Raw genomic sequence first — 24,540 nt, 5'->3', positions numbered from 1 at the left:
GCGACAAGGAGAGGTGGAGAAGATGGCAGACACTGCCGAGACCACCGGCGCTGCGCTCGAGCCGACTCGTGCGCGCGCCGTGGCACGGTTCGTCCGTAGCTCGCCGATGAAGACCCGCCGCGTCGTGGACCTGGTCCGCGGCCTGCCGGTCGACGAGGCGCTGGCGATCCTGCGGTTCTCGCCGCAGGCCGCGGCGGAGCCCGTCGCGAAGGTCGTGGCGAGCGCCGCGGCCAACGCCGAGAACAACCTGGACCTGGACCCGGAGACCCTCGTGGTCGCCGTGGCGATGGTCGACGAGGGCCCGACGCTGAAGCGGATCCGGCCGCGCGCCCAGGGGCGTGCGTACCGCATCCGCAAGCGGACGAGCCACATCACCATCGAGGTCGAGTCGGTTCCGCAGAAGGCCGGCCGTCGTGGTGCGAAGGGGAGGGCCCGCTGATGGGGCAGAAGATCAACCCGCACGGCTTCCGCCTGGGCATCACCACGGACTGGAAGTCGCGCTGGTACGCCGACAAGCAGTACTCCGAGTACGTCAAGGAGGACGTCGAGATCCGCCGCATGCTCTCCAAGGGCATGGAGCGGGCCGGCATCTCCAAGGTCGAGATCGAGCGGACCCGGGACCGCGTGCGGGTGGACATCCACACCGCGCGTCCGGGCATCGTGATCGGCCGCCGCGGCGCGGAGGCCGACCGGATCCGGGGCAACCTCGAGAAGCTGACCAAGAAGCAGGTCCAGCTGAACATCCTCGAGGTCAAGAACTCCGAGTCCGACGCGCAGCTCGTCGCCCAGGGCGTCGCCGAGCAGCTGTCGAACCGGGTCGCCTTCCGGCGTGCGATGCGCAAGGCCATCCAGTCGGCCATGCGCAGCCCGCAGGTCAAGGGCATCCGGGTCCAGTGCTCGGGCCGCCTCGGCGGTGCCGAGATGTCGCGGTCGGAGTTCTACCGCGAGGGTCGGGTCCCGCTGCACACGCTGCGTGCCGACATCGACTACGGCCTGTTCGAGGCCCGGACCTCCTTCGGCCGCATCGGCGTGAAGGTCTGGATCTACAAGGGCGACGTCGTCGGCGGCCGCCGCGAGGGCGTTCCGGCCGCTGCCGAGGCCCCGGGCCGCGGTCCGCGCCGCGAGCGTCCGGCCCGGCGCCGTTCCGGTGCCTCGGGCACCACTGCGACCAGCACCGAGGCCGGGCGTGCCGCGCAGAGCGCGGGCCAGGCCGGCGGCGCCGCGACGGCGACCGCCGAGGCCCCGGCCTCCGGTGAGAACCAGAGCAACGGTGGGGAGAGCTGACCGATGCTGATCCCACGCAAGGTCAAGCACCGCAAGCAGCACCGTCCCAAGCGCAAGGGCATGGCCAGCGGTGGTACCGCGGTCACCTTCGGCGACTGGGGCATCCAGGCGCTGGAGCCGGCCTACGTGTCGAACCGACAGATCGAGTCGGCGCGTATCGCGATCAACCGGCACATCCGTCGTGGCGGGAAGATCTGGATCAACGTCTTCCCGGACATCCCGATGACCAAGAAGCCGGCCGAGGTCCGCATGGGTTCCGGTAAGGGTTCGCCCGAGAAGTGGGTCACGAACGTCAAGCCGGGCCGGGTGCTCTTCGAGATGAGCTTCCCGAACCGCGAGGTGGCGCACGAGGCTCTGACCCGTGCGATCCACAAGCTGCCCATGAAGTGCCGGATCGTGTCCCGTGAGGGTGGTGACATCTGATGGCGAGCAGTGGCAACACCAAGGCCGCCGAGCTGCGCGAGCTCTCCGACGAGGAGCTGGTCGTGCGTGTCCGGGAGGCCAAGGAGGAGCTGTTCAACCTCCGCTTCCAGATGGCCACCGGGCAGCTGGACAACAACCGGCGGCTGCGGGCCGTCCGTCACGACATCGCGCGGTGCTACACCGTCATGCGCGAGCGTGAGCTCGGCCTTTCCGCCGCACCGACCGAGAGTGAGGGCGCGGCGTGAGCAGCGATAACTCGGCTGAGACGAAGAACGAGGAGCGCGGGGAGCGCAAGGTCCGCGAGGGCCTGGTCGTGTCCGACAAGATGGAGAAGACGATCGTCGTCTCCCTCGAGGACCGGGTGAAGCACCCCCTGTACGGCAAGGTCATCCGCCGGACCAGCAAGGTCAAGGCGCACGACGAGGGGAACACCGCCGGTATCGGCGACCGTGTCCGCCTCATGGAGACCCGCCCGCTGTCGGCGACCAAGCGCTGGCGGCTGGTGGAGATCCTCGAGAAGGCCAAGTAGGAGTCGAAGTGATCCAGCAGGAGTCGCGGCTGCGCGTCGCCGACAACACCGGTGCCAAGGAGATCCTGTGCATCCGGGTGCTGGGCGGCTCCGCGCGGCGCTACGCCGGGATCGGCGACGTCATCGTCGCCACGGTCAAGGAGGCCATCCCCGGCGCCGGCGTGAAGCGTGGTGACGTCGTCAAGGCGGTCATCGTGCGCACCAAGAAGGAGAAGCGCCGTCCCGACGGCAGCTACATCCGTTTCGACGAGAACGCCGCCGTCCTGATCAAGGCGGACAACGGACCTCGGGGGACCCGTATCTTCGGCCCGGTCGGGCGCGAGCTGCGCGACCGCAAGTTCATGAGGATCATCTCCCTGGCCCCGGAGGTGCTCTGACATGAAGGCGAAGATGAAGGTCAAGAAGGGCGACACCGTTCTGGTGATCGCCGGCAAGGACAAGGGTGCACGGGGCAAGGTCATCGCGGCCTACCCGGAGCGCCAGCGCGTGCTGGTCGAGGGCGTGAACCGGATCAAGAAGCACACCCGGATCAGCCAGAACCAGCGCGGGGCCGAGAGCGGCGGGATCGTCACCCAGGAGGCCGCCATCCACGTCTCGAACGTGATGGTGTGCGACTCCGACGGCAAGCCGACCCGCATCGGCAAGAAGACCGTCGAGGGCGAGGACGGCACCACCCGCCGCGTCCGGATCTCCAGGCGCAACGGGAAGGAGATCTGAGATGACCACGGCTGAGAAGACCCTGCCGAGGCTCAAGCAGCGTTACCGCGACGAGATCCTCGACAAGCTCCGCGAGGAGTTCGGCTACACCAACGTCATGCAGATCCCCGGCCTGACCAAGGTCGTGGTGAACATGGGTGTCGGTGACGCCGCCCGCGACTCGAAGCTGATCGACGGTGCGCTGCGCGACCTGGCCACCATCACCGGCCAGAAGCCCCAGCTGCGTCGCGCCACCAAGTCCATCGCGCAGTTCAAGCTGCGTGAGGGCATGCCGATCGGTGCGAAGGTGACCCTTCGCAACGACCGGATGTGGGAGTTCCTCGACCGGCTGCTGACCATCGCGCTGCCCCGTATCCGCGACTTCCGCGGCCTCGAGAGCAACCAGTTCGACGGGCGTGGCAACTACACGTTCGGCCTGAACGAGCAGTCGATGTTCCACGAGATCGACCCGGACTCCATCGACCGGCCGCGGGGCATGGACATCACGGTCGTGACCACCGCGACCACGAACGCCGAGGGCCGGGCGCTGCTGCGCCACCTGGGCTTCCCGTTCAAGGAGAGCTGAGCGAATGGCGAAGAAGGCGCTCATCAACAAGGCGAACGCGAAGCCGAAGTTCGCCGTGCGGGGTTACACCCGTTGCAACAAGTGCGGTCGGCCGCGTGCCGTGTTCCGCAAGTTCGGCCTCTGCCGCGTGTGCCTGCGAGACATGGCGCACGCCGGCGAGCTGCCGGGTGTGAGCAAGTCCAGCTGGTGATCCGACCGCCCCGCGTCCGCGGGGCAGCGGATCCGATCGCCGCAGGCCCGCATCGGCGCGGTGCCCCGCACAGGGGCACCGCGCCGGTACGAGGAACCACGGCGGGAAAGAGACATACACCATGACGATGACCGATCCGATCGCAGACATGTTGACCCGTCTGCGGAACGCGAACTCGGCCTACCACGACCGCGTCGTGATGCCCCACTCGAAGCTGAAGGTCGCCATTGCGGAGATCCTTCAGAAGGAGGGCTACATCACGGCACACCACACCGAGGACGCCGAGGTCGGCAAGTCCCTGGTCGTCGAGCTGAAGTACGGCCGCAACCGTGAGCGCAGCATCGCCGGTCTGCGCCGGGTCTCCAAGCCCGGTCTGCGTGTGTACGCGAAGTCGACGAATCTGCCGCGGGTCCTGGGTGGCCTCGGCATCGCGATCATCTCGACCTCTCGGGGTCTGATGACCGACCAGCAGGCCTACCGGAGCGGCGTGGGCGGGGAAGTCCTCGCCTACGTCTGGTGAGAGAGGGGTAACGAACGATGTCGCGCATCGGAAAGCTGCCCATCACCGTCCCGTCGGGCGTGGAGATCACCATCGACGGCCGCACGGTCACCGCGAAGGGCCCCAAGGGCACCCTCTCGCACACCGCTGTCGAGCCGATCACGATCGAGCGTGACGACGACGGCACGGTGCTGGTGAAGCGCCCGAACGAGGAGCGTGAGGTGCGGGCCTACCACGGCCTGACCCGCTCCCTCGTCAACAACATCGTGGTCGGCGTCAGCGCCGGCTACGAGAAGAAGCTGGAGATCCACGGCGTGGGTTACCGCGTGCAGCTGAAGGGCAAGAACCTCGAGTTCGCCCTGGGCTACTCGCACCCGGTCGTCATCGAGCCGGCGGAGGGCATCACCTTCGCGGTCGAGTCGCCGACCCGGTTCTCGGTCTCCGGCATCGACAAGCAGCTGGTCGGCGAGACCGCTGCCAACATCCGGAAGCTGCGCCGCCCCGACCCGTACAAGGGCAAGGGTGTGCGGTACGCCGGCGAGCAGGTCCGCCGCAAGGTCGGAAAGACGGGTAAGTGATGGCCGAGACGAACGAGACGGTGTCGGGTGCCGCCCGCCGCCGGATGGCGTCCCAGGTGGCGCGCAAGCGCCGCGACTCGCGCATCCGCCGGCACGCCCGGCTCCGGAAGAAGATCTCCGGGACGCCGGTGCGTCCGCGGCTGGCGGTCAACCGCTCCTCGCGGCACATCACCGTCCAGCTGATCGACGACCTGGCGGGCCACACGCTGGCCTTCGCGTCCTCGCTGGACGCCGAGGTGCGTGGCGTCGAGGGCGACAAGAAGGCCAAGGCTGCCAAGGTCGGCGAGCTCATCGCCGCTCGGGCCAAGGAAGCGGGCATCTCCGCGGTCGTGTTCGACCGCGGCGGGCTGGCCTACCACGGCCGGATCGCGGCCCTGGCCGACGCCGCCCGCGAGGGAGGCCTGGAGTTCTGATGAACGACCAGTCGAAGAAGAGCTGTGATACAGGAGGGACTGTCTGATGCCGGGACGTACGCGGCGTGACGGCGGAGCCCCGGGTGGCAGCGGTGGGAACGACAACCGCAACAACCGGGACCGCCGGGACGGTGGCCGTGGCGGGGCGGCCCAGGACAAGACCCCGTACATCGAGCGGCTGGTCACGATCAACCGCGTGGCCAAGGTCGTCAAGGGCGGCCGCCGGTTCAGCTTCACCGCGCTGATGATCGTCGGCGACGGTGACGGCCTGGTGGGCGTCGGTTACGGCAAGGCCAAGGAGGTGCCGGCCGCGATCGCCAAGGGCGTGGAGGAGGCGAAGAAGAACTTCTTCCGCGTCCCCCGCATCGGCGGCACGATCGTGCACCGTGTGCAGGGTGAGGCCGCCGCCGGCGTCGTCATGCTGCGCCCGGCCTCCCCGGGTACCGGTGTCATCGCCGGCGGCCCGGTCCGCGCGGTGCTGGAGTGCGCGGGGATCTCGGACATCCTGTCCAAGTCCCTCGGCTCCGACAACGCCATCAACATCGTGCACGCCACGGTGGCGGCGCTTCAGTCGGTGCAGCGTCCGGAGGAGGTCGCGGCCCGCCGCGGTCTGCCGCTGGAGGACGTCGCCCCGGCGAGCATGATGCGCCAGCGCGCCGAGGCCGACGCGGCGAAGGTGTGAGCGACATGGCCACGTGGAAGATCACCCAGGTGAAGAGCCGGATCGGGACCAAGCAGAACCAGCGCGACACGCTGCGTTCGCTCGGTCTGCGCAAGATCCGGCAGTCGGTGGTGCGTGAGGCGGACCCGCAGACCCGCGGTTACGTCCACACCGTGCGCCACCTCGTGACGGTGGAGGAGGTGCAGCCGTGAGCGAGAACGAGAACTCCGTGATCAAGCTGCACGACCTGCGGCCGGCCCCGGGCTCGAAGAAGGCGCGGACCCGTGTGGGTCGCGGTGAGGGCTCCAAGGGCAAGACCGCCGGTCGCGGTACCAAGGGCACCAAGGCCCGCAAGACGGTGTCCCCGCGCTTCGAGGGCGGGCAGATGCCGCTGCACATGCGGCTCCCGAAGCTCAAGGGCTTCAAGAACCGCTTCAAGGTCGAGTACCAGGTCGTGAACGTCGGCGAGCTGGCCGTCCTGTTCCCGCAGGGTGGCGAGGTCGGCCCGGCCGAGCTGGTCGAGGCGGGCGCGGTGCGCAAGAACCAGCTCGTGAAGGTCCTCGGCGAGGGCGAGCTCTCGGGCGTCGCCCTGACCGTGAAGGCCCACAAGTTCTCCGCGTCCGCGCGCGAGAAGATCTCGGCCGCGGGCGGCTCCGTCTCCGAGCTGTAGGCCCCACCGCACGTCCCCCGGCGCCGTCCGTGGCGCCGGGTCCACCCCAGGTGGACCCGGCCCGTGGGCGGCGCCGAGGCGTTTCCGGGCCGCTGTTACAGTCACGTCCGGACCGAGTGTCCACCGATTACCTGGCGCACCTGGAGGCGCGCAGCCCCCGCCGGTACACACCGGCCCGGGTGTCCCGCGAGGCGCGGAACGCGCGTCGACCAACCCGGCCGACCCCTCAGGGGCCGGCGCAGGCGGTGTCGGGCCGCCGACGTCGTAGGAGGATCACCGAGTGCTCAGCGCAGTCCGGGCGGCCCTGACCACGCCGGATCTCCGCAAGAAGATCCTCTTCACGCTGGCGATCGTGGCGGTGTACCGGCTCGGGGCGAACATCCCCTCGCCGGGGGTGTCGTACCCCAACATCCAGGAATGTGTCCGTCAGGTCGAGGGCGGCGACAACGCCAGCGTCTACTCCCTGATCAACCTGTTCTCCGGCGGGGCACTGCTCCAGCTGTCGATCTTCGCGCTGGGCATCATGCCCTACATCACCGCGAGCATCATCGTGCAGCTGTTGCAGGTCGTCATCCCGCGGTTCGAGCAGTTGAAGAAGGAAGGCCAGTCCGGCCAGGCCAAGCTCACGCAGTACACGCGGTATCTGACGATCGGCATCGCCGTGCTGCAGGCCACCGGCTTCGTGGCGCTGGCCGAGCGCGGTCAGCTGTTCCAGGGCTGTGCGCTGCCGATCATCCCGGACTCGTCGGTCTTCACCCTGATCGTCATCGTGATCGTGATGGTCGCCGGGACGACGGTGGTGATGTGGCTGGGCGAGCAGGTCACCGAGCGCGGCATCGGCAACGGCATGTCGCTGCTCATCTTCGCCTCGATCGCGCACCGCATCCCCGCCGAGGGCCGGCTGATCCTGGAGAACTCGGGCGGTCTGGTCTTCGCCGGTGTCTGCGTCTTCGGCCTCGCGATCATCGCCAGCGTCGTGTTCGTGGAGAACGGCCAGCGCCGGATCCCGGTGCAGTACGCCAAGCGCATGGTCGGCCGGCGCATGTACGGCGGCACATCGACCTACCTGCCGCTGAAGGTCAACCAGGCCGGCGTCGTGCCGGTGATCTTCGGTAGCTCGCTGCTCTACCTGCCCGACCTGGTCGCCCGGCTCGCCGGGAACGACGGCGGCTGGTTCCAGCAGTTCGTGCAGACCTATCTCGTCGATCAGTCCAATCCCGTGCACATCGTGTTATACGTAGCACTGATCATCTTCTTCACGTACTTCTACGTCGGCATCACGTTCAACCCCGACGAGCGCGCCGAGGACATGAAGAAGTACGGCGGGTTCATCCCGGGCATCCGCCCGGGCCGGCCCACCGCGGAGTACCTGAACTTCGTGCTCAGCCGCATCACGCTGCCGGGATCGTTGTACCTCGGTGTCATCGCGGTGCTCCCGAACTTCTTCCTCGGGATCACCGGCAGCGGCCAGAACCAGAACTTCCCGTTCGGCGGCACGGCCGTGCTGATCATGGTCACCGTGGGCCTCGACACCCTGAAGCAGATCGAGAGCCAGCTCATGCAGCGTAACTACGAAGGTTTCCTGCGTTAGGCTCGCCGCAACGTGGCCGAGCGGGAACCCCGGTGCGGGGCCCCGGCCCCGATCGTGGTGCCTCGGGCATCGTGTGTCGGCGAGGACGCCGGCGCCATGGACGACAAGACTTCAGGAGGTCGGGTTCTCGTGCGACTCGTTCTGGTGGGACCGCCCGGTGCCGGCAAGGGGACCCAGGCTGAGCAGATGGCCAAGCGGCTCGACGTCCCGCACATCTCGACCGGGGACCTGTTCCGGGCGAACCTGCGGGACGAGACCGAGCTCGGTCGTGAGGCGAAGCGCTACATGGACGCCGGGGACCTCGTCCCCGACGAGGTGACCGTCGGGATGGTGCGCGACCGGCTCGGCGACGCCGACACCGCGAACGGCTTCATCCTCGACGGCTTCCCGCGCAACGTGGCGCAGGCGGACTCCCTGGAGAAGATCCTGTCCGAGAAGGGGCTGGAGCTCGACGCCGTCGTCCAGTTCGACGTCGACGACGAGGTCGTGGTCCAGCGGCTGCTCGGCCGCGGCCGCAGCGACGACAACGAGGACACCATCCGCAACCGGCAGCGGGTCTACCGCGAGGAGACCGCTCCGCTGCTGGACCACTACCGTGACCGGCTGGTCACGATCGACGCCGTCGGCGAGATCGACGAGATCACCGACCGGGTCTTCTCGGCGCTGCAGAACCGCAACGACGGCTGAGGACCCGGAGGGGTGCCGGAACCGGCACCACGACGGGAACCGAGGGAAGAGCACATGAACGGTCGCGGCGGCATCCGAGGGGCGATCGCCCGTTACCGGGGTCGGGACATCGAGCTCAAGACCCACGGGCAGCTCGAGGCGATGCGGGTGGCGGGCGCGCTGGTCGCGGCCACGCTGGCCGCGGTCACCGAGCACGCGAAGCCCGGTGTGAGCACGGCGGAGCTCGACGCGCTGGCCGAACAGACGATCCGCGACGGCAACGGCGTCCCCTCGTTCCTCGGCTACCACGGCTTCCCGGCGAGCATCTGCGCCTCGGTGAACGAGCAGATCGTCCACGGGATCCCGTCGCCGAAGCAGGTGCTCGCCGACGGTGACCTCATCTCGGTGGACTGCGGTGCGATCGTCGACGGCTGGCACGGCGACTCCGCCGTGACCATCGCCGTCGGCGACGTCGCACCCGCCGACCTGGCGCTGTCGGCCGCCTGCCGCGGCGCCATGGACGCCGGCATCCTCGCCGTCCGCGACGGGGCCCGGCTGACCGACGTCTCCTACGCCATCCAGGAGGCGTGCCGGGCCGCCGCCGAGGCCGACCGCGCCGACTACGGGATCGTCGCCGAGTACGGCGGCCACGGCATCGGGACCTCGATGCACATGGACCCGTTCCTGCCCAACCACGGCGAGCCGGGCAAGGGCCCGCGGCTGCGCCCCGGCATGGCCCTCGCCGTCGAGCCGATGCTCGTCGCGGGGGATCCGGACACCCTGGAGCTGGAGGACGGCTGGACGGTCGTCACCGCGGCCGGCGGCCGCGCCGTGCACTGGGAGCACACCGTCGCCGTCACCGAGGACGGGCCGTGGCTGCTGACCGCGCCCGCCGGCGCACCGGACCGCCCCGGCGCCTGAGCGCCGTCCCACCGGTGCCCGACGCGCTCCGCGCGGGTACTGGTCCGTGACCGGGCCGGTCCGTTACCGTCGGCGGCCCGGACGTCTACCACGCCGGTCACCCCCGCCTGCGCCGGTCTCGCACGGCCTCCGTACACTGGACCTTCGGCGCGTCGTGTGACGTCCGCTCCGTGTGCTCCGTGTACCCCACAGTGTTCCCGGTCCGGCTCCGTCCGCGCGCGCCGAACCGGTCGTCGGCACCGCTGTCGATCGGGGCAACCGACACCTGTCACGGATAGCGGAGGACATGGCCAAGAAGGACGGGGCGATCGAGGTCGAGGGCCGGGTCGTCGAACCCCTGCCGAACGCGATGTTCCGGGTGGAGCTGGAGAACGGCCACCGGGTGCTCGCACACATCAGCGGGAAGATGCGCCAGCACTACATCCGGATCCTTCCGGAGGACCGGGTGGTCGTCGAGCTGTCGCCCTACGACCTGAGCCGCGGCCGCATCGTCTACCGCTACAAGTGACGACCAGCTCCACCACGGTCGGTCGCGAGACCCACAAGAACGACACACAGAGGCAGACGACGTGAAGGTCAAGCCGAGCGTCAAGAAGATCTGCGACAAGTGCCAGGTGATCCGCCGTCACGGCCGGATCATCGTGATCTGCTCGAACCTGCGCCACAAGCAGCGCCAGGGCTGAGCAGAGCGGTACCGGTCGCGATCCTCTGATCGCGCAGCAGAAGCCCCCGATGCACCTGCCGGGCCACACGGGCCCGGTAGCACCCCCGGAACCAGGCCGGGGCCCGTTCAGCTCAGCGGCGGAACGGGACGGGCATCGGGAAGACCTGGGACGACAAACAAGGAGACAACGCCGCATGGCACGTGTTGCCGGCGTCGACCTCCCCCGCGAAAAGCGGTTGGAGATCGCGCTCACCTACATCTTCGGGGTCGGACGGACCCGGTCCAAGGAGATCCTCGAGGCCACGGCGCTGAGCCCCGACCTCCGGTCGAAGGACCTGACCGACGAGGACGTCAGCAAGCTCCGCGAGTACATCGAGGCGAACCTGCAGGTCGAGGGTGACCTGCGCCGTGAGATCCAGGCGGACATCCGCCGGAAGATCGAGATCGGTTCGTACCAGGGCATCCGTCACCGTCGCGGCCTTCCGGTCCGCGGTCAGCGCACGAAGACCAACGCGCGCGGCCGCAAGGGCCCGAAGAAGACCGTCGCCGGTAAGAAGAAGGCAGGTAAGAAGTAATGCCGCCCCGCGCACGTCAGGGTGCCGGACCCAAGAAGGTCCGCCGTCGCGAGAAGAAGAACGTCGCGCACGGTCACGCCCACATCAAGTCCACGTTCAACAACACGATCGTGTCGATCACCGACCCGACCGGTGCCGTCATCGCCTGGGCCTCGTCCGGGCACGTCGGCCTCAAGGGGTCGCGCAAGTCGACGCCGTTCGCCGCGCAGCTGGCCGCCGAGAACGCCGCCCGCAAGGCGATGGACCACGGCATGAAGAAGTGCGACGTCTTCGTCAAGGGCCCGGGTTCGGGCCGCGAGACGGCGATCCGCTCGCTGCAGGCAGCCGGCCTCGAGGTCGGCACCATTTCCGACGTGACCCCGCAGCCGCACAACGGCTGCCGCCCGCCCAAGCGGCGCCGGGTCTAGGGGAAGGGAGAACCACCATGGCTCGTTACACCGGCCCCATGACCCGCAAGTCCCGCCGACTGAAGACCGACCTCGTCGGCGGCGACCAGGCGTTCGAGCGTCGTCCTTACCCGCCCGGCCAGCACGGCCGGATCCGGATCAAGGAGACCGAGTACCTCCTGCAGCTGCAGGAGAAGCAGAAGGCCCGCTTCGGCTACGGCCTGCAGGAGAAGCAGCTCCGCGCCTACTACGAGGAGGCGCACCGCCGGGAGGGCAAGACCGGCGACGAGCTGCTGCAGATCCTCGAGTCGCGCCTCGACAACGTCGTGTACCGCGCGGGCCTCGCCCGCACCCGGCGCATGGCGCGTCAGCTGGTGAACCACGGCCACTTCCTGGTCAACGGGAAGAAGGTCGACATCCCCAGCTACCGGGTGTCGCGCTACGACATCATCGATGTCCGGGACAAGTCGCGGAACACCGACCCGTTCGTCATCGCCAAGGAGACCCAGGGCGACCGCCCGGTCCCGGCGTGGCTGCAGGTCGTCCCGTCGACCCTGCGGATCCTCGTCCACCAGCTGCCCGAGCGCGCTCAGATCGACACCCAGGTCACCGAGCAGCTCATCGTCGAGTTCTACTCGAAGTAGCTCGACACGCCGCCGCCCCGCAGGGAGGGGCGGCGGTTCCTCTGCGACATCAAATAGCGGTTGTCGCAGGTGCGAAGGAGGCACACACCCATGCTGATCTCTCAGCGACCCTCACTGTCCGAGGACGTCGTCACCGAGACCCGGTCGCGGTTCGTCATCGAGCCGCTCGAGCCGGGCTTCGGCTACACCCTCGGGAACTCCCTGCGCCGGACGCTGCTGTCGTCGATCCCCGGCGCCGCCGTCACGTCCATCCGGATCGACGGCGTCCTGCACGAGTTCACCACCGTGCCGGGGGTCAAGGAGGACGTCACCGACATCATCCTCAACCTCAAGGAGCTCGTCGTGAGCTCCGAGGAGGACGAGCCGGTGACGATGTACCTGCGCAAGCAGGGTCCGGGTGCGGTCACCGCGGGGGACATCGTCCCGCCCGCCGGTGTCACCGTGCACAACCCGGACCTGCACATCGCCTCGCTCAACGACAAGGGCCGGCTCGAGGTCGAGCTCGTCGTCGAGCGCGGCCGCGGGTACGTCCCGGCGATGCAGAACAAGGCCACCGGTGCCGAGATCGGCCGGATCCCGGTCGACTCGATCTACTCCCCGGTGCTGAAGGTGACCTACAAGGTCGAGGCCACGCGAGTCGAGCAGCGCACCGACTTCGACAAGCTCATCCTCGACGTCGAGTCGAAGCCGTCCATCACCCCGCGGGACGCGCTGGCCTCGGCCGGCAAGACCCTGGTCGAGCTGTTCGGCCTGGCCCGCGAGCTGAACGTGGACGCCGAAGGCATCGAGATCGGCCCCTCCCCGCAGGAGGCGGACACCATCGCGGCGTTCGCGATGCCGATCGAGGAGCTGGACCTCACGGTCCGGTCCTACAACTGCCTCAAGCGCGAGGGCATCCACACGGTCGGCGAGCTCGTCGGCCGCAGCGAGGCGGACCTGCTCGACATCCGCAACTTCGGCGCCAAGTCGATCGACGAGGTCAAGATGAAGCTCGTCGGCCTCGGCCTGGCCCTCAAGGACAGCCCGCCCGGGTTCGACCCGTCGGCGGCGGCGAGCGACTACGGCGTCGACGGTGGGAGCGGGTTCGACCCGGACACCTTCGGTGACGACGGTCAGGACTACGCAGAAACGGAGCAGTTGTAGCCATGCCCCAGCCCACCAAGGGTGCCCGCCTCGGCGGGTCACCCGCGCACCAGCGGCTGATCCTGGCCAACCTGGCGACCTCGCTGTTCGAACACGGCCGGATCACCACCACCGAGGCCAAGGCCCGGCGGCTGCGTCCGTACGCGGAGCGGCTGATCACCAAGGCCAAGGCCGGCGACCTGCACAACCGGCGCGAGATCATGAAGGTGATCCGCGACAAGTCGGTCGTGCACCGCCTCGTCACCGAGATCGGCCCGTTCTTCGCGGACCGCAACGGTGGCTACACCCGGATCACCAAGACGATGCCGCGCAAGGGCGACAACGCCCCGATGGCGGTCATCGAGCTGGTCCAGCAGAAGACGGTGACCGACGAGGCCAACCGTGCCCGTCGCGCGGCCGCCTCGCAGGAAGCCCCGGCTGCGGCCGAGGTGACCGAGGAGAAGATCGAGCAGGCGCAGGCCGACTCGACCGCGGCCGCCGAGGAGCTGAAGGCGTCCGAGACGTCCGAGGCGCCCTACGGCGAGGGCTCGCACGCCCCGCTGGAGGACCCGGCCGAGGCTCCCGAGGGCTTCGAGATCAAGGGCAACGAGGACTCGAAGCTCTACCACGTCCCCGGCTCGGCGTTCTACGACCGCACCGTGGCCGAGGTCTGGTTCGCCACCGAGGAGGCCGCCGAGGCGGCCGGCTTCGCGAAGCCGGCGTCCCAGCAGGGTTCCGACTCCTGATCGGTCCGCACCACTCCGATGAGCCCGCCGTCACCGACGGCGGGCTCATCGGCGTTTCCGGTGTTCCGGGTCCGGGCACCGTGCGGCTGCGACTCGACGTCGCCTACGACGGCACCGACTTCTCCGGGTGGGCGCAGCAGCCGACCCGGCGCACCGTGCAGGGCGTGCTCACCGAGGCACTGTCGACCGTGCTGCGCACCCCGCTGCGGCTCACCGTCGCCGGACGTACCGACGCCGGAGTGCACGCCTCAGGGCAGGTCTGTCACGTCGACCTCCCGGCGACCCTCGCCCCGCAGATCGACGGTCTGCTCCGGCGGCTGAACCGGCTGCTGCCGCCGGACGTGCGGGTGCACGACCTCGGGCAGGTGCCCGACACCTTCGACGCCCGCTTCTCCGCGCTGCGCCGCCACTACCGCTACCGGGTCACCACGGCCCCGTTCGGTGCCGAGCCGCTGCGGGCGCGGGAGACCGTCGCCTGGCCGTACCCATTGGACCCGGAGCCGATGAACGCCGCCTCAGCGCTGCTGCTGGGCGAGCACGACTTCGCCGCGTTCTGCAAGCGCCGCGAGGGCGCGACGACCGTGCGCGCGCTGCAGCGCTTCGACTGGTCGCCCGCGCCGGGTGAGCCGGGTGTGCTCGTCGCGGCGGTCTCGGCGGACGCGTTCTGCCACTCGATGGTCCGCAGCCTGGTCGGCGCGGTGTTCGAGGTCGGCCGTGGTCGCAGGCCCGTCGACTGGCCCGCGGGGCTGCTGCGCCGCGAGGTGCGCGCCTCCGAGGTGACCGTCGCGCCGCCGCACGGCCTGTCGCTGACCGGCGTCGACTACCCCGCCGACGACGAGCTCGCCGCCCGCGCCGAGCGGACCCGGCGGATCCGGGTGCCGGGCGAGGGCTGAGCAGGCCCCGTCGCGACCGGCCCGGATGCGCGGACGGGGGCGAGCGGCCTCAGTCGATCGGCCGCACCCACGCCGGGTGCGGCGGCCCGGCGACGCGGTGGGTCCGGCGGGCGTCGAGCGCCAGGGCCACGCCCAGCCACACCAGCGACACCGACCAGCCGAGCAGGGCCAGCGAGCCGAGGACGTACAGCGGCTCGGTCGGCCCGGCGGACAGCCCGGCGGACTCGAGCAGCACCGACAGCGGGGCGCGCTCGGAGTCCTCGCTGTCGCCGAAGTCGGGCATCAGCAGCCCGCCGGCGAGCAGGAATCCGGCGCAGGCGAGGAACGGGGCGGTCACCGCAGGGGTGAGCACGCGGCGTCGGATCACGGTCAGCGACAGGACCGTCGGCACCGTCAGCAGGGCCGGACCCACCAGGGTCATGATCAGGATGATGAGGAACCAGCCCGGCGCGGTGAACCGCAGGCCCACGAAGGCCAGGAGGGCGCCGGCCTGCAGGGCCACGTTCAGGTTCGTCCGCATGCCGACGATCGTGGCGGACCGGGTCCGCCGGCGGAATCCGCAGGACTACCGACCGGACGGCCCAACCCGTGTCAACAGTCGGTTACCGAGGTTCCGTCCCGGGTGTCCCGGGAGTCAGAGTGACCCGATGACCACCGAGAACACCGTCGGCGTGGCCGCGGACCGTGGGTACGGCGACCGTATCGTCGCCGTCGAACCGGGCTCCACCGAGCCCGTACCGGACTCCGAGCGGCACGGCAGGCCGCGCCAGCTGTTCTGGACGTGGACCTCGCCGAACCTGGAGTTCGCGACGATCTTCGTCGGCGTGCTGTCGGTGACGGCGTTCGGGCAGACGGTGCCGGCGGCGATCGCGGCGATCGTCGTCGGGAACCTGCTCGCCGCGATCGCCCACGGGATCCTGTCCGCCCGCGGACCGGCCGCCGGGGTGCCGCAGATGGTGCTGGGGCGGCTCGCCTTCGGTCACCGCGGCAACGCGTTGCCCGCCGCCCTGATGACGATCACCTCGGGCTTCGGCTGGTTCGCGGTGAACAGCGTCAGCGCCGCGTTCGCGCTGTCGGCGATCACCGGCGGCGGGACGGTCGCGTGGCTGGTGGCGGTGGTCGTCGTCCAGGTCGCCGTCGCGTTCTTCGGGCACAACCTGGTGCAGGCCTTCGAGCGGCTCGCGTTCCCGCTGCTCGCGCTCGTGCTCGGGGTCGGGGCGGTGCTGGTGCTCCTCGGGTCGGACCCGGGGGCGGCCGCGTCGCCGGACGGGGTGGGCGGGGTCGGCGGGTTCCTGCTGACCGTCGGCGCCGTCGTCGGGTACTCGGCGGGCTGGAGCCCGTACGCCGCCGACTACTCCCGCTACCTGCCGCGCTCGGTGTCGGCGCGGGCCACCGGTCTCGCCGCGGGCGGCGGCCTGTTCCTGTCCACCACGGTGTTCATGTCCGTCGGCGCGGCGTCGGTCGGGGCGGCGACCGCGGCCGGGCTCGACTCGGACAACCCCGTCGCGAACTACACCGGCCTGCTGCCCGGCTGGCTGGCCGTGCTGACCCTGGTCGCCATCGCGGTCGGGGCGGTCGCGGCGAACGTCCTCAACGTCTACTCGGGGGCGATGGCGTTCCTCGCCCTCGGCATCGACGTGCCGCTGGCGCGGGCGCGGGCCGTCGTCGCGCTGGCGTTCGGGGCGGTCGGGTTCGTGATCGCGCTGGTCGCGCTCGGCGACGCCGCGGCCGGGTACGAGGCGTTCCTGCTGGTCGTCGTGTACTGGGTCGGGCCGTGGCTCGGCGTGGTGCTCACCGACCAGTGGCTGCGCCCGACCGACCCCGATCTGCTCTACGACCGAACGTACCGCAACCACGCGGGCCCGATCGCGCTCGGCGTCGGCGTCGTCGTGTCGGTGCTGTTGTTCGCCAACCAGGAGCTGTTCACCGGGCTGGTGCCGCGATTGCTGCCCGGGATCGGCGACGTGACCTTCCTGGTCGGGCTGGTGCTCTCGGCCGGGCTCTACGCGCTGCTGGTGCGCCGCACCGCCGTCGCGACGCCCGGGGGGACGCGGTGACCGAGCTCATCCCGACCGTGGACCTGGCCGCGCCGGACCCGGCCGCGGTGGACATCGCGTTGCAACGCGCCGGGTTCCTGCAGGTCGTCGGGCACGGCGTGCCGGACGCCGCGGCGCAGGCGGTGCGGGCCGCGGCGCGCGAGTTCTTCGCGCTGCCCGAGCCGGTCAAGCACGGCTACGCGGTCGGCGTCGGCGGGCGGGGGTGGCTGCCCCCCGGTGTCGAGGCCAACGACCGCGTCGAGGGCGGCGACTCCCCGCCCGACCTCAAGGAGTCCTTCGCGGTGGGCCCCTTCGCGCCGACCGGTGACCCGGACGTCGACGCGGTGTGGTTCCCACCGAACGTCTGGCCGGAGCAGGTCCCGGCGCTGCGGGAGGCGGTGACCGCATACTGCACGGCGATGACCCGCGTTGCGGGCGCGCTGCTGGAGCTGTGCGCGGGAGCCCTCGGGCAGGAGCCGTCGACGCTGCGCGACCTCGCGACCCACCCGACGTGGACGTTCAACATCAACCGCTACCCGCCGATGACCGAGACAGGCACACCGCTGCCCGGTCAGTTCCGGATCGGCCCGCACACCGACTTCGGCACCGTCACCCTGCTCGACCGGGAGCCCGGGGCGGGCGGGCTGCAGGTCGACGTCGAGGGACACGGCTGGACCGACGCGCCGTACACCCCGGGTGCGCTGACGGTGAACGTCGGCGACCTGCTCGCGCACTGGACCGGGCACCGCTGGCGGGCCGGGCGGCACCGGGTGCTGCCGCCGCAGACCCACGCCCCGACCGAGGACCTGGTGTCGCTGGTGTTCTTCTTCGAGCTGGACCACGACGCCGTCGTCACGCCGCTGGCACCGCCGCTCGGGCGCACGGCGCTGGAGCCGGTGGTGTCCGCGCCGTTCCTGCGCGAACGCCTCGACGCGATCTCGGTATAGGTTCGCGCGCATGGATCCGAGCTGGCTGGACGTCGCGGTGGAACAGGCCAGGGCCGGGCTGGCCTCGGGCGGCATCCCGATCGGCGCCGCACTCGTCGGACCGGACGGGGAGGTGCTCGGGCGCGGTCACAACCGTCGCGTGCAGGACGGCGACCCGACGGTGCACGGCGAGACCGCGGCGTTCCGCGACGCGGGCCGCCGCCGCGACTACCGGTCCACGACGATGGTCACCACGCTCTCGCCCTGCTGGTACTGCTCGGGGCTGATCCGGCAGTTCGGCATCGGCGCGGTGCTCGTGGGGGAGGCCCGGACCTTCCACGGCGGCCACGACTGGCTGGCCGAGCACGGGGTGCGCGTGCAGGTGCTCGACGACGCGCGTTGCGTAGACATGATGACCGCGTTCGTCGCCGAGCGCCCCGACCTGTGGAACGAGGACATCGGCGTCGCGGAGTAGCGCTCAGCCCGCCGTGAGCGGGACGTCCGGGTCGAGCTCGATCGCGACCTCGCGCAGCGCCGCGTCGAGCACCGACCAGACCCATCGGGCGAGGTGCTCGGCGAGCTCGTCGAGCGGCAGTGGGTCCGTCGAGGAGAGCCAGCGCTCGGTCGCCCCGTCGACCAGTCCGACCGCGCCCGCGGCCAGCGGCGCCGCGACGGTCGCGGGCAGCCCGGGGTAGCCCCCGGTCAGCAGGCCGGTCATCCGGTCGGCGATGCGGTGCCGGATGTCGGTGACGGCCGTCGTGACCCCGGCGGCGCGCAGCACGTAGCGGTAGAGCTCGGTGTGCGCGGCCAGCCACCGCACGTGCGCCGCGATGGCGGCGACGAGCATCTCCCGCGGCGTCCCGCGCGGGCTCCACACCGGTGCGAGCGCCTCGGAGTAGAGGCCCAGCGCGGCCTCGGCGATCGCGCCCTGCAGGTCCTCCAGGCCGTCGAAGTGCCGGTACAGCGCGGGCCGGGGGACCCCGGCACGACCGGCGATCTGCTCGGTCGTGGCCTCCGGTCCGTGCTCGGCGATCGCGGCCATCGCGGCCTCGACGACCTCGGCCCGCCGGGCCGCCCGCTGCCCGGCCCAGCGGCGGGCGCGGCCGTCGCCGGGGGTCACGGATCGGTTCACCCGGCCATCATCCCGCTCCTGGTTGACACCGCGCCCGGCGCCACCCATGATCGGCCAGTAAGGGGTACGCGCTGTACGGGATACTTTCTGTACCAGATGCGACCCGCTCGTCGACGACGACCGGAGGACCGACGTGACCGAGACGGCGACCAATGACGGAACCGGCGCACGTCCGCGCAGGCTGACCGGCGGCGACGTCGGCATCCCGCCGCGCCACCTGGACTTCCGGCTGCCCGAGCAGATGGCCCGCTGGGCCTACGCCGACAACGCGACCGCGACGCTGTTCCTCGCGATGCTCTCGGCGATCTTCCCGCCGGGGGAGGACTTCTTCGTCCGCTCGGTGATCCACTTCCGGGACCGGGTGACCGAGCCCGAGCTGCGCGCCAGGGTCGCCGGGTTCACCGCGCAGGAGGTCATCCACAGCCGCGAGCACGACCGGCTCAACGAGGCGTTCCGCTCCCGTGGTTTCCCGGTGCACGTGCCGGAGGCCGCGGTCGCGCTCGCCCTGAAGGTCCTCGACCGCACATCCCCGCGTCAGCAGCTCGCCTGCACCGCGCTGATGGAGCACTTCACCGCGGTCATGGCTGAGGACATCCTCGGCAGCGACGAGTTCGCCGAGCGGGTGCACGCCGACATCCGCGAGCTGTGGCACTGGCATGCGCTCGAGGAGCTCGAGCACAAGTCCGTGACCTGGGACGTCTACGAGCTCATCGGCACCGACGGCCCCGAGCGCGGCCGGGCCGCACCGCTGGTCGCCGCCACCGTGCTGCCCGCGGTCGTGTTCGGGTGGGTGTACCTGCTCGTGCAGCAGGGCGTCTGGCGACGGCCGCGGGACCTGCGCGAGGGCTACCGCCTGCTGTTCGGCCGCGGCCAGTTCCTGCGCCGCGTGCTGGGCCGGATGCCCGTCTTCGGACACCCGCGCTTCCACCCCGACCGGCACGACACCCGCGAGCTGGAGCAGCGCTGGCGCGACACCCTCTTCGGCGAGGACGGCGCCCTGGCCGAGCAGCTGCGCCGTCCCCTCCGCGAGGCCTGACCCGGCTCCACGGCCGCAGCACCGGCCCGGGCCGCGCGCAGCGGTCAGGTGGCGTACTTCTACGCAGCGTCCGTGGATCGGGTCCGGTCGGGCCGCGGCGGTCCTACCGTCCGTGCGGTGCGCACCGATCCCGCCCCCGCGCGCGTGCAGCGCGCCCCGGCGACCCGCGACCAGGTCGACGCCCACCGCTTCGGTGTGCGCCGGATGGAGGCCGCCCTGGTGCGCGCGGACCCGGTGCCGCGGCACGAACAGATCCGGTCCCAGCATCGCGCGGTGTTCGCCGGAGTGCTGGTCGGGCTGCTCGCGCTCGGGGTGGCGGCGTTGCTGGCCCGGGTCGACCCGGCCACCGACTGGCGTTCCCGGGCGCTGGTGCAGGGGGAGCGCAGCGGTGTGCTCTACGCCGTGGTCCGTGCCCCCGACCGGTCCGAGCTGCTCGTGCCGGTGCCCGACCCGGTCGCCGGACGGCTGGTCCTGGCCGCGCACGGACGCGACGACGGCGCCACCGCCGTGCCCGTCCCGGTGCCCGACGGCGCGCTGGCCGCGGCGCCGCGCACCGCACCCGCCGCGGTGCCCGGCACCGTCGGCGTCCCGCTCGACGGGGTCCCGGTCCCGCCCGCGTGGGCGGTCTGCGACACCCGCGGTGAGGGCACCGGCGCCGGCGCCGGCACCACGACCGTGCTGGCGGGGTCGCTCGGCCCCGCCCCGGCCGGTCCGGAACCGGTCGTCCTGCTGACCGCCGAGGGCAGCGCCACCTACCTCGTCCACGACGGCGCCCGGCACCGGCTCGACCCGGCCGACCGGAACGCCCTCGACGGCCTCGGCCTGCTCGGCGCCCCCGTCCGCCGGGTCGGCGACGGCCTGCTCTCCGCGATCCCGGAGGGCGCGCCGCTGCGGGTGCCCACGCCGGAGCCGACCCCCGTCGCGGGGCTGGGGCGGAGCGGGGAGGTCGTGCGCAGCCAGTCCCTCGGCGCCGGGTCGACGTACTTCCTGGTGGTCGACGGCGGGCTCGCCCGTATCCCGGTCACCCTCGCCGACGCCGTCCGCTCCCGGACCGGGCAGGCCGAGCCGGCGACGCTGCCGCCCGGCCTGGTCGACGACGTCCCGCAGACCCGGGTGCCCGGTGCCGAGGCCTGGCCCGCCGCCCGGGCCGAGCTGACCGACGTGACCGAGGTGCCGCCGGTGCTGTGCGGGACCTGGCGGGAGGGGCGGCGCGCACTCGTCGCGGGGACCGAGGAGCCGGTCGCGCCCGGCGCGGTCCGGGTGCGCCTGGCCGGTGCCGACGACGCCGGGCCCGCCCTCGACACCGTGGTGCTGCCGGTGACCGGTCCGGGGCCGCTGCGGACCGGGCCCGCCGACACCGGCGACGGCGACGGCGGGACGCGCCTGCTGCTCGCCGCCTCCGGCGCGGTGCACGGCGTCGCGGACGCCGAGACCGGGCGGGCGCTGGGGATCGGGGTGGCGGGGGACGCCCCGGCGGAGATGGTGCGGCTGCTGCCGCGGGCGGGCGTGCTGAGCGTCGCGGCGGCGAGGGAGGTGGCGGACCTGCCGGGCTGACGGTGCGCCGCCGCGCACGGATCGGCCCCACACGGATCGGCCCCACACGGGTCGGCCCCACACGGGTCGGCCCCACACGGGTCGGCCCCACACGGGTCGGCCTCACACGGGTCGGCCCCACACGGGTCGGCCTCACACGGGTCGGCCCCACACGGGTCGGCCTCACACGGGTCGGCCCCACACGGGTCGGCCCCACAGGGGGTCGGCTGCGCACGGGGGCGGCGGCGACACCGGCGGGCTGCGGGCGGCTGCTGGGCGAGCGGCTGTGCAGGGCAAGGAGTGCCGGAGGTCGGAGGTCAGGGGCGCCTGGGGCGGCGCCGCAGCCCCGCCAGCGCCGCGACGAGCGCCCCGCCGACCGCCGCGACCGCCCCGACCCCGGCCACCGCCGGCAGGTCCGGCGGCGGGGTTGTCGCGAGCGGCAGCGGCGCCCGGCCCGCCCCGGGTGAGCCGGCGCGGTCGCCGGGACCGGCGGGACCGTCCGGGGTCAGGAGCAGCGGCTCGGCGGTCAGCGCGGCCCCGGGGTCGAGCACGCCGTGGCCGGTGCGGCCGTCGCCCGCGCTGGGGCGGGCCGTGGCACGCAACCGGTCGGCGACCTGGCGCGGGGTGAGCATCGGGAACCGCTCGCGCAGCAGCGCCGCGGTCCCCGCGACCAGCGGTGCCGAGTACGACGTCCCGCGGACCACCGCGCCGTCCGGTCCGGACGGGCGGGGCAGGTCCTGGCCCGGGGCGGCGAGGTCCACCCAGGGGCCGGGCACGGAGAAGTCACCGGGGACGTCGTCGCCGTCGACCGCCCCGACGGCGAGGACCGAGTCGTAGGACGCGGGCAGCGGCCGCAGGTCCGGGTCGCCGGTGCAGGTGCCCGCCTCGTCGATGTTCCCGGCGGCGGCGACGACCAGCACCCCGGCCCGCTCGGCGTCGTCGACGGCCTCGCGCAGTGCGCCCCCCGCGGAGTCGACCTGCGCGGACGGCACGCACACCACCTCGGACACGTTGACGACGCTCGCACCGAGTGCGACGGCCCGGTCGATCGCCGCGGCCAGGGTGCGGATCTCGCCGGCGGGTCGCTCGGTGCCGTCGGTGCCGCGTACGGCGAACCGCCCCGAGGACTGGCGCAGCGACAGGATCCGCGCGCCGGGCGCCATGCCCGCGCCGAGCCCGGTGACCGGGTCGGCGGCCCCGGCGAGGAGCAGCGCGACGTCGGAGCCGTGGCCGTCGCAGTCGGTGAGACCGTCGCCGCCGGTGAGGTAGTCCCCGCCGCCGACGAGCCGTCCGGCCAGCCGGGGCAGCGGCGCGACCCCGGTGTCGACGACGGCGACGAGCTGCCCCGCGCCGGTCGCGAGCCCCGGTGGCGGCTGCGGGACCGCACCGCGGGCGGCGCCCGGGCCGTCGTCGCCGGGCGGGGTGCAGGCGCGGGTCTGCCGCAACCCGTCGGCCGGTCCCGGCGGCCCGGGCTCGGCGGCCGCGACGGCAGGCCTCGTCCGCACCCCTCCGCCTGCTCCCGCACCTGCTGCGCGGGGTGCGGCGACCCCACAGGGGGTGCGGACGGCGCAGGACATGGCGGGGGCGACGGCGGCGGGAACGGGTGACGGGGGCGGGGTGGGCAGCGCGAGGACCGACGCGGCCAGCAGCGGCACCGCCAGCAGCGGCGCGATCCGCGGTGCTGCCGTCGGTGGGGCGGCAGCGGGGTGCCGGACGGGCCCGGTCACAGGGTGCGGACCAGGGAGAACAGGCCCATCGCGGCCAGCGCGGCGGGCACCGCGGCGGCGGTGAGGACGAGCTCGCACACGTCGAGCGCCCGGCGGGCCGGCGGCGACGGCGTCGCCCGCGCCGCGGCGGCCCCCAGTCCGACGGCGAGCAGCAGCCCCGCCGCCACGGCGAGGCGCGGCGCGGGCTCCAGCGCGAGCGCTGCCGGGACGGCGGCGGTGGCGACCGCGACCACCGCGGACCCGGTCAGGATGCGGGCCGGCGCGGGCTCGACGAGCGCACGGGCCCGCAGGAGCAGCACCGCCGCCGTCACCACCAGCAGCAGACCACCGGTCCAGCCCCCCGTCGCGGCGACGGCGCCCGCCCCGGCGGCGACGACCGCGGTGCCGGCCAGCGTCCCGGTGTGCAGCCCGCGGGCCAGCCCGGCCCGGGCGGTCAGCTCCGCGCCGGGCAGCACCTGCTCGGCGCCCGCGACGGAGTCGGCGTCGGTCGGGACCGCCGGGGCCGGGATCCCGGCCAGGCGCAGCGCCAGCCGCGGCAGCAGCGGCCCGGCGGCGAGCGCCGGGGCCGCGAGACCGGCGGCGACGGCCGTCACCGGGGCCTCCAGCAGCAGCCGGGCCAGCGCCGCCACGGCGGTCCCGGACGCGGCCAGGGCCACCGCGAGCAGGACCGGGGACACCGCCCGGGCGATCGCCTGGCCCGCGGCGGCGGCCAGTCCGGCCCCGGCCGCGGCGAGCAGCAGCGCCCCCGCCCCGGCCGGCCCGGGCAGCGCGGTGAGCCCGGCCGTCGCCGCGGCGGGAACCGCGCAGAGTGCGGCGGCGGTGGCGAGCCGGTCGTCGTGGCGGCCGCGGTGGGCGACCACCAGCGCACCGACGGCGCCCACGGCGGCGAGTGCGCACGCCCACGGCCGCCACGGTCCGTCCACGGTGGACAGCACGGCGCCCGCGGCGGCCGTCGCCAGGACCGCCGCGGCGGTGCCGGACCAGCGCGCCGTCCCGGCGGCGTCGGCCGCCTCGCGCACCGCGCCGGCGACGGTCTCGGCGGCGTCGTCGAGGACGGGCGGCGCCGGCGCCGGGCGCGGCGGGCCCAGGTGCAGCAGCTCGCCCTCGCGGACGCCGAGCTCGTCGAGGGTGGCGGCCGCGGGCAGCGGTCCGCCCGCGGGCCCGGTGAACCGCCACGCCTGCGGGGTGTCCGCGGTGGCGCGGCCCAGCAGCTCACGCACCATCGGGACCAGCTCGGCGACGGCGACGTCGGCAGGCAGCGCCACGTCGAGGCGTCCGCGTGGGGTGTGCACCCCGACCCGGGTCCAGCGGCCGGGCACGGGCCCGGACGTGGCGGCGGACGTCGGGTCGCCGGGATCGGTCGCGGCCGGTACGGGCAGGACGGAGGTCACGAGCGGCTCCCTGACGGATCTC

35 protein-coding genes are annotated in these 24,540 nt (G+C 72.6%); 31 read left to right on the top strand and 4 right to left on the bottom strand.

Annotated features, from left to right (window positions below; translation table 11 throughout):
* The first annotated feature begins 22 nt into the window (after positions 1 to 22).
* The 26 genes from rplV (at position 23) to truA (ending at position 14,737) form a co-directional block, all read left to right on the top strand.
* A complete protein-coding gene (rplV, locus tag Ae717Ps2_RS23145) occupies positions 23 to 439 on the top strand; it encodes a 50S ribosomal protein L22 (protein WP_043277206.1) in 417 nt (138 codons plus the stop codon).
* Positions 439 to 1,284, top strand: coding sequence for a 30S ribosomal protein S3 (gene rpsC / locus Ae717Ps2_RS23140; RefSeq protein ID WP_020622933.1), 846 nt, complete (start codon positions 439 to 441; stop codon positions 1,282 to 1,284). The genes rplV and rpsC overlap by 1 nt, the downstream gene beginning before the upstream one ends.
* Positions 1,285 to 1,287: 3 nt before the next feature.
* Positions 1,288 to 1,707: a 50S ribosomal protein L16 gene (gene rplP / locus Ae717Ps2_RS23135; protein ID WP_020622932.1), complete on the top strand. Its 420-nt coding sequence runs from the start codon at positions 1,288 to 1,290 to the stop codon at positions 1,705 to 1,707.
* Positions 1,707 to 1,952 carry a 50S ribosomal protein L29 gene (gene rpmC / locus Ae717Ps2_RS23130; protein WP_020622931.1) on the top strand — a complete coding sequence of 82 codons (246 nt, stop codon included), beginning with the start codon at positions 1,707 to 1,709 and terminating at the stop codon, positions 1,950 to 1,952. Before rplP ends, rpmC begins: the two co-directional genes overlap by 1 nt.
* Positions 1,949 to 2,236 carry a 30S ribosomal protein S17 gene (gene rpsQ / locus Ae717Ps2_RS23125; RefSeq protein ID WP_020622930.1) on the top strand — a complete coding sequence of 96 codons (288 nt, stop codon included), beginning with the start codon at positions 1,949 to 1,951 and terminating at the stop codon, positions 2,234 to 2,236. The genes rpmC and rpsQ overlap by 4 nt, the downstream gene beginning before the upstream one ends.
* A gap of 8 nt (positions 2,237 to 2,244) precedes the next feature.
* Complete coding sequence (rplN, locus tag Ae717Ps2_RS23120) at positions 2,245 to 2,613, top strand: 50S ribosomal protein L14 (protein WP_010228481.1); 369 nt, start codon at positions 2,245 to 2,247, stop codon at positions 2,611 to 2,613.
* A 13-nt stretch (positions 2,614 to 2,626) separates the two neighbouring features.
* Positions 2,627 to 2,953: a 50S ribosomal protein L24 gene (rplX, locus tag Ae717Ps2_RS23115; RefSeq protein ID WP_043277204.1), complete on the top strand. Its 327-nt coding sequence runs from the start codon at positions 2,627 to 2,629 to the stop codon at positions 2,951 to 2,953.
* 1 nt (position 2,954) lies between these two features.
* A complete protein-coding gene (rplE, locus tag Ae717Ps2_RS23110; protein ID WP_020622928.1) occupies positions 2,955 to 3,518 on the top strand; it encodes a 50S ribosomal protein L5 in 564 nt (187 codons plus the stop codon).
* Positions 3,519 to 3,522: 4 nt separating this feature from the next.
* On the top strand, positions 3,523 to 3,708 hold the full coding sequence (locus tag Ae717Ps2_RS23105; protein WP_020622927.1) for a type Z 30S ribosomal protein S14: 186 nt from the start codon (positions 3,523 to 3,525) through the stop codon (positions 3,706 to 3,708).
* A 121-nt stretch (positions 3,709 to 3,829) separates the two neighbouring features.
* On the top strand, positions 3,830 to 4,228 hold the full coding sequence (gene rpsH / locus Ae717Ps2_RS23100) for a 30S ribosomal protein S8 (protein WP_075310156.1): 399 nt from the start codon (positions 3,830 to 3,832) through the stop codon (positions 4,226 to 4,228).
* 17 nt (positions 4,229 to 4,245) lie between these two features.
* Positions 4,246 to 4,785 carry a 50S ribosomal protein L6 gene (gene rplF, locus Ae717Ps2_RS23095; protein ID WP_020622925.1) on the top strand — a complete coding sequence of 180 codons (540 nt, stop codon included), beginning with the start codon at positions 4,246 to 4,248 and terminating at the stop codon, positions 4,783 to 4,785.
* Positions 4,786 to 4,829: 44 nt separating this feature from the next.
* On the top strand, positions 4,830 to 5,198 hold the full coding sequence (gene rplR, locus Ae717Ps2_RS23090; protein WP_164514875.1) for a 50S ribosomal protein L18: 369 nt from the start codon (positions 4,830 to 4,832) through the stop codon (positions 5,196 to 5,198).
* A 46-nt stretch (positions 5,199 to 5,244) separates the two neighbouring features.
* Entirely contained in the window at positions 5,245 to 5,880 is a 636-nt protein-coding gene (gene rpsE, locus Ae717Ps2_RS23085) for a 30S ribosomal protein S5 (RefSeq protein ID WP_020622923.1), read from the top strand.
* A gap of 5 nt (positions 5,881 to 5,885) precedes the next feature.
* Positions 5,886 to 6,071 (top strand): 50S ribosomal protein L30, encoded by a 186-nt coding sequence (rpmD, locus tag Ae717Ps2_RS23080; protein WP_020622922.1) that lies wholly within the window; start codon positions 5,886 to 5,888, stop codon positions 6,069 to 6,071.
* A gap of 17 nt (positions 6,072 to 6,088) precedes the next feature.
* Positions 6,089 to 6,529, top strand: coding sequence for a 50S ribosomal protein L15 (rplO, locus tag Ae717Ps2_RS23075; protein WP_043277202.1), 441 nt, complete (start codon positions 6,089 to 6,091; stop codon positions 6,527 to 6,529).
* A gap of 280 nt (positions 6,530 to 6,809) precedes the next feature.
* On the top strand, positions 6,810 to 8,120 hold the full coding sequence (secY, locus tag Ae717Ps2_RS23070) for a preprotein translocase subunit SecY (RefSeq protein ID WP_075310158.1): 1,311 nt from the start codon (positions 6,810 to 6,812) through the stop codon (positions 8,118 to 8,120).
* A 129-nt stretch (positions 8,121 to 8,249) separates the two neighbouring features.
* A complete protein-coding gene (locus tag Ae717Ps2_RS23065) occupies positions 8,250 to 8,807 on the top strand; it encodes an adenylate kinase (RefSeq protein ID WP_043277190.1) in 558 nt (185 codons plus the stop codon).
* A gap of 54 nt (positions 8,808 to 8,861) precedes the next feature.
* Entirely contained in the window at positions 8,862 to 9,707 is an 846-nt protein-coding gene (map, locus tag Ae717Ps2_RS23060) for a type I methionyl aminopeptidase (protein WP_020622918.1), read from the top strand.
* A 286-nt stretch (positions 9,708 to 9,993) separates the two neighbouring features.
* Complete coding sequence (infA, locus tag Ae717Ps2_RS23055; RefSeq protein WP_010228514.1) at positions 9,994 to 10,215, top strand: translation initiation factor IF-1; 222 nt, start codon at positions 9,994 to 9,996, stop codon at positions 10,213 to 10,215.
* Between the two features lie 61 nt (positions 10,216 to 10,276).
* Positions 10,277 to 10,390: a 50S ribosomal protein L36 gene (gene rpmJ, locus Ae717Ps2_RS23050; protein ID WP_020622917.1), complete on the top strand. Its 114-nt coding sequence runs from the start codon at positions 10,277 to 10,279 to the stop codon at positions 10,388 to 10,390.
* Between the two features lie 175 nt (positions 10,391 to 10,565).
* On the top strand, positions 10,566 to 10,946 hold the full coding sequence (rpsM, locus tag Ae717Ps2_RS23045; protein WP_020622916.1) for a 30S ribosomal protein S13: 381 nt from the start codon (positions 10,566 to 10,568) through the stop codon (positions 10,944 to 10,946).
* Positions 10,946 to 11,353, top strand: coding sequence for a 30S ribosomal protein S11 (rpsK, locus tag Ae717Ps2_RS23040; protein ID WP_020622915.1), 408 nt, complete (start codon positions 10,946 to 10,948; stop codon positions 11,351 to 11,353). Before rpsM ends, rpsK begins: the two co-directional genes overlap by 1 nt.
* A gap of 17 nt (positions 11,354 to 11,370) precedes the next feature.
* Positions 11,371 to 11,976: a 30S ribosomal protein S4 gene (gene rpsD / locus Ae717Ps2_RS23035; protein ID WP_043277188.1), complete on the top strand. Its 606-nt coding sequence runs from the start codon at positions 11,371 to 11,373 to the stop codon at positions 11,974 to 11,976.
* Between the two features lie 90 nt (positions 11,977 to 12,066).
* Positions 12,067 to 13,119 (top strand): DNA-directed RNA polymerase subunit alpha, encoded by a 1,053-nt coding sequence (locus tag Ae717Ps2_RS23030; RefSeq protein ID WP_020622913.1) that lies wholly within the window; start codon positions 12,067 to 12,069, stop codon positions 13,117 to 13,119.
* A 2-nt stretch (positions 13,120 to 13,121) separates the two neighbouring features.
* On the top strand, positions 13,122 to 13,844 hold the full coding sequence (rplQ, locus tag Ae717Ps2_RS23025; RefSeq protein WP_020622912.1) for a 50S ribosomal protein L17: 723 nt from the start codon (positions 13,122 to 13,124) through the stop codon (positions 13,842 to 13,844).
* A gap of 86 nt (positions 13,845 to 13,930) precedes the next feature.
* Positions 13,931 to 14,737: a tRNA pseudouridine(38-40) synthase TruA gene (gene truA / locus Ae717Ps2_RS23020; RefSeq protein ID WP_198932341.1), complete on the top strand. Its 807-nt coding sequence runs from the start codon at positions 13,931 to 13,933 to the stop codon at positions 14,735 to 14,737.
* A gap of 49 nt (positions 14,738 to 14,786) precedes the next feature.
* Here the strand turns inward: truA and Ae717Ps2_RS23015 are convergent, their stop codons facing one another.
* Positions 14,787 to 15,257, bottom strand: coding sequence for a hypothetical protein (locus Ae717Ps2_RS23015; RefSeq protein WP_075333890.1), 471 nt, complete (start codon positions 15,255 to 15,257; stop codon positions 14,787 to 14,789).
* Between the two features lie 127 nt (positions 15,258 to 15,384).
* Between Ae717Ps2_RS23015 and Ae717Ps2_RS23010 the strand changes: the two genes are divergently transcribed.
* Genes Ae717Ps2_RS23010 through Ae717Ps2_RS23000 form a run of 3 tightly spaced genes read left to right on the top strand, consistent with a single transcriptional unit; the run spans position 15,385 to position 18,174 of the window.
* Entirely contained in the window at positions 15,385 to 16,794 is a 1,410-nt protein-coding gene (locus Ae717Ps2_RS23010; protein ID WP_020622909.1) for a cytosine permease, read from the top strand.
* Positions 16,791 to 17,720: an isopenicillin N synthase family oxygenase gene (locus Ae717Ps2_RS23005; protein WP_020622908.1), complete on the top strand. Its 930-nt coding sequence runs from the start codon at positions 16,791 to 16,793 to the stop codon at positions 17,718 to 17,720. The genes Ae717Ps2_RS23010 and Ae717Ps2_RS23005 overlap by 4 nt, the downstream gene beginning before the upstream one ends.
* A 10-nt stretch (positions 17,721 to 17,730) precedes the next feature.
* Positions 17,731 to 18,174: a nucleoside deaminase gene (locus Ae717Ps2_RS23000; protein WP_060710562.1), complete on the top strand. Its 444-nt coding sequence runs from the start codon at positions 17,731 to 17,733 to the stop codon at positions 18,172 to 18,174.
* A 3-nt stretch (positions 18,175 to 18,177) separates the two neighbouring features.
* Here the strand turns inward: Ae717Ps2_RS23000 and Ae717Ps2_RS22995 are convergent, their stop codons facing one another.
* On the bottom strand, positions 18,178 to 18,831 hold the full coding sequence (locus Ae717Ps2_RS22995) for a TetR/AcrR family transcriptional regulator (RefSeq protein WP_233147665.1): 654 nt from the start codon (positions 18,829 to 18,831) through the stop codon (positions 18,178 to 18,180).
* A gap of 133 nt (positions 18,832 to 18,964) precedes the next feature.
* On the opposite strand from Ae717Ps2_RS22995, the gene Ae717Ps2_RS22990 reads away from it, so the two are divergent.
* Both Ae717Ps2_RS22990 and eccB read left to right on the top strand, forming a co-directional pair.
* Entirely contained in the window at positions 18,965 to 19,867 is a 903-nt protein-coding gene (locus tag Ae717Ps2_RS22990) for a metal-dependent hydrolase (protein ID WP_020622830.1), read from the top strand.
* Positions 19,868 to 19,984: 117 nt separating this feature from the next.
* On the top strand, positions 19,985 to 21,421 hold the full coding sequence (gene eccB, locus Ae717Ps2_RS22985; protein ID WP_075310162.1) for a type VII secretion protein EccB: 1,437 nt from the start codon (positions 19,985 to 19,987) through the stop codon (positions 21,419 to 21,421).
* Positions 21,422 to 21,717: 296 nt separating this feature from the next.
* On the opposite strand, the gene mycP is transcribed toward eccB, so the two are convergent.
* The gene (gene mycP, locus Ae717Ps2_RS22980; protein ID WP_075310164.1) at positions 21,718 to 23,127 is read right to left on the bottom strand and encodes a type VII secretion-associated serine protease mycosin; all 1,410 of its coding nucleotides are present in this window, start codon (positions 23,125 to 23,127) and stop codon (positions 21,718 to 21,720) included.
* Positions 23,124 to 24,518, bottom strand: coding sequence for a type VII secretion integral membrane protein EccD (gene eccD / locus Ae717Ps2_RS22975; protein ID WP_075310166.1), 1,395 nt, complete (start codon positions 24,516 to 24,518; stop codon positions 23,124 to 23,126). Before eccD ends, mycP begins: the two co-directional genes overlap by 4 nt.
* Between the last annotated feature and the right edge of the window lie 22 nt (positions 24,519 to 24,540).

Origin of the sequence: Pseudonocardia sp. Ae717_Ps2 (assembly GCF_001932475.1) — a bacterium.
In the GTDB taxonomy this organism is placed as follows: Bacteria; Actinomycetota; Actinomycetes; order Mycobacteriales; family Pseudonocardiaceae; genus Pseudonocardia.
Note: the sequence above shows the minus strand (reverse complement) of the source record. Positions and strands in the feature narration are given on the sequence as shown.

Coding starts and splice junctions, on each gene's coding strand:
- infA (WP_010228514.1), top strand. CDS start 9,994: ATGGCCAAGAAGGACGGGGCGATCGAGGTCGAGGGCCGGGTCGTCGAA.
- rpsK (WP_020622915.1), top strand. CDS start 10,946: ATGCCGCCCCGCGCACGTCAGGGTGCCGGACCCAAGAAGGTCCGCCGT.
- Ae717Ps2_RS23000 (WP_060710562.1), top strand. CDS start 17,731: ATGGATCCGAGCTGGCTGGACGTCGCGGTGGAACAGGCCAGGGCCGGG.
- rplF (WP_020622925.1), top strand. CDS start 4,246: ATGTCGCGCATCGGAAAGCTGCCCATCACCGTCCCGTCGGGCGTGGAG.
- rplQ (WP_020622912.1), top strand. CDS start 13,122: ATGCCCCAGCCCACCAAGGGTGCCCGCCTCGGCGGGTCACCCGCGCAC.
- rpsE (WP_020622923.1), top strand. CDS start 5,245: ATGCCGGGACGTACGCGGCGTGACGGCGGAGCCCCGGGTGGCAGCGGT.
- rpsC (WP_020622933.1), top strand. CDS start 439: ATGGGGCAGAAGATCAACCCGCACGGCTTCCGCCTGGGCATCACCACG.
- Ae717Ps2_RS23105 (WP_020622927.1), top strand. CDS start 3,523: ATGGCGAAGAAGGCGCTCATCAACAAGGCGAACGCGAAGCCGAAGTTC.
- Ae717Ps2_RS23030 (WP_020622913.1), top strand. CDS start 12,067: ATGCTGATCTCTCAGCGACCCTCACTGTCCGAGGACGTCGTCACCGAG.
- Ae717Ps2_RS23015 (WP_075333890.1), bottom strand. CDS start 15,257: ATGCGGACGAACCTGAACGTGGCCCTGCAGGCCGGCGCCCTCCTGGCC.
- rplR (WP_164514875.1), top strand. CDS start 4,830: ATGGCGTCCCAGGTGGCGCGCAAGCGCCGCGACTCGCGCATCCGCCGG.
- rpsM (WP_020622916.1), top strand. CDS start 10,566: ATGGCACGTGTTGCCGGCGTCGACCTCCCCCGCGAAAAGCGGTTGGAG.
- rpsH (WP_075310156.1), top strand. CDS start 3,830: ATGACGATGACCGATCCGATCGCAGACATGTTGACCCGTCTGCGGAAC.
- rplP (WP_020622932.1), top strand. CDS start 1,288: ATGCTGATCCCACGCAAGGTCAAGCACCGCAAGCAGCACCGTCCCAAG.
- rplE (WP_020622928.1), top strand. CDS start 2,955: ATGACCACGGCTGAGAAGACCCTGCCGAGGCTCAAGCAGCGTTACCGC.
- rplV (WP_043277206.1), top strand. CDS start 23: ATGGCAGACACTGCCGAGACCACCGGCGCTGCGCTCGAGCCGACTCGT.
- rpmC (WP_020622931.1), top strand. CDS start 1,707: ATGGCGAGCAGTGGCAACACCAAGGCCGCCGAGCTGCGCGAGCTCTCC.
- rpmD (WP_020622922.1), top strand. CDS start 5,886: ATGGCCACGTGGAAGATCACCCAGGTGAAGAGCCGGATCGGGACCAAG.
- Ae717Ps2_RS23010 (WP_020622909.1), top strand. CDS start 15,385: ATGACCACCGAGAACACCGTCGGCGTGGCCGCGGACCGTGGGTACGGC.
- rpsD (WP_043277188.1), top strand. CDS start 11,371: ATGGCTCGTTACACCGGCCCCATGACCCGCAAGTCCCGCCGACTGAAG.
- map (WP_020622918.1), top strand. CDS start 8,862: ATGAACGGTCGCGGCGGCATCCGAGGGGCGATCGCCCGTTACCGGGGT.
- rplX (WP_043277204.1), top strand. CDS start 2,627: ATGAAGGTCAAGAAGGGCGACACCGTTCTGGTGATCGCCGGCAAGGAC.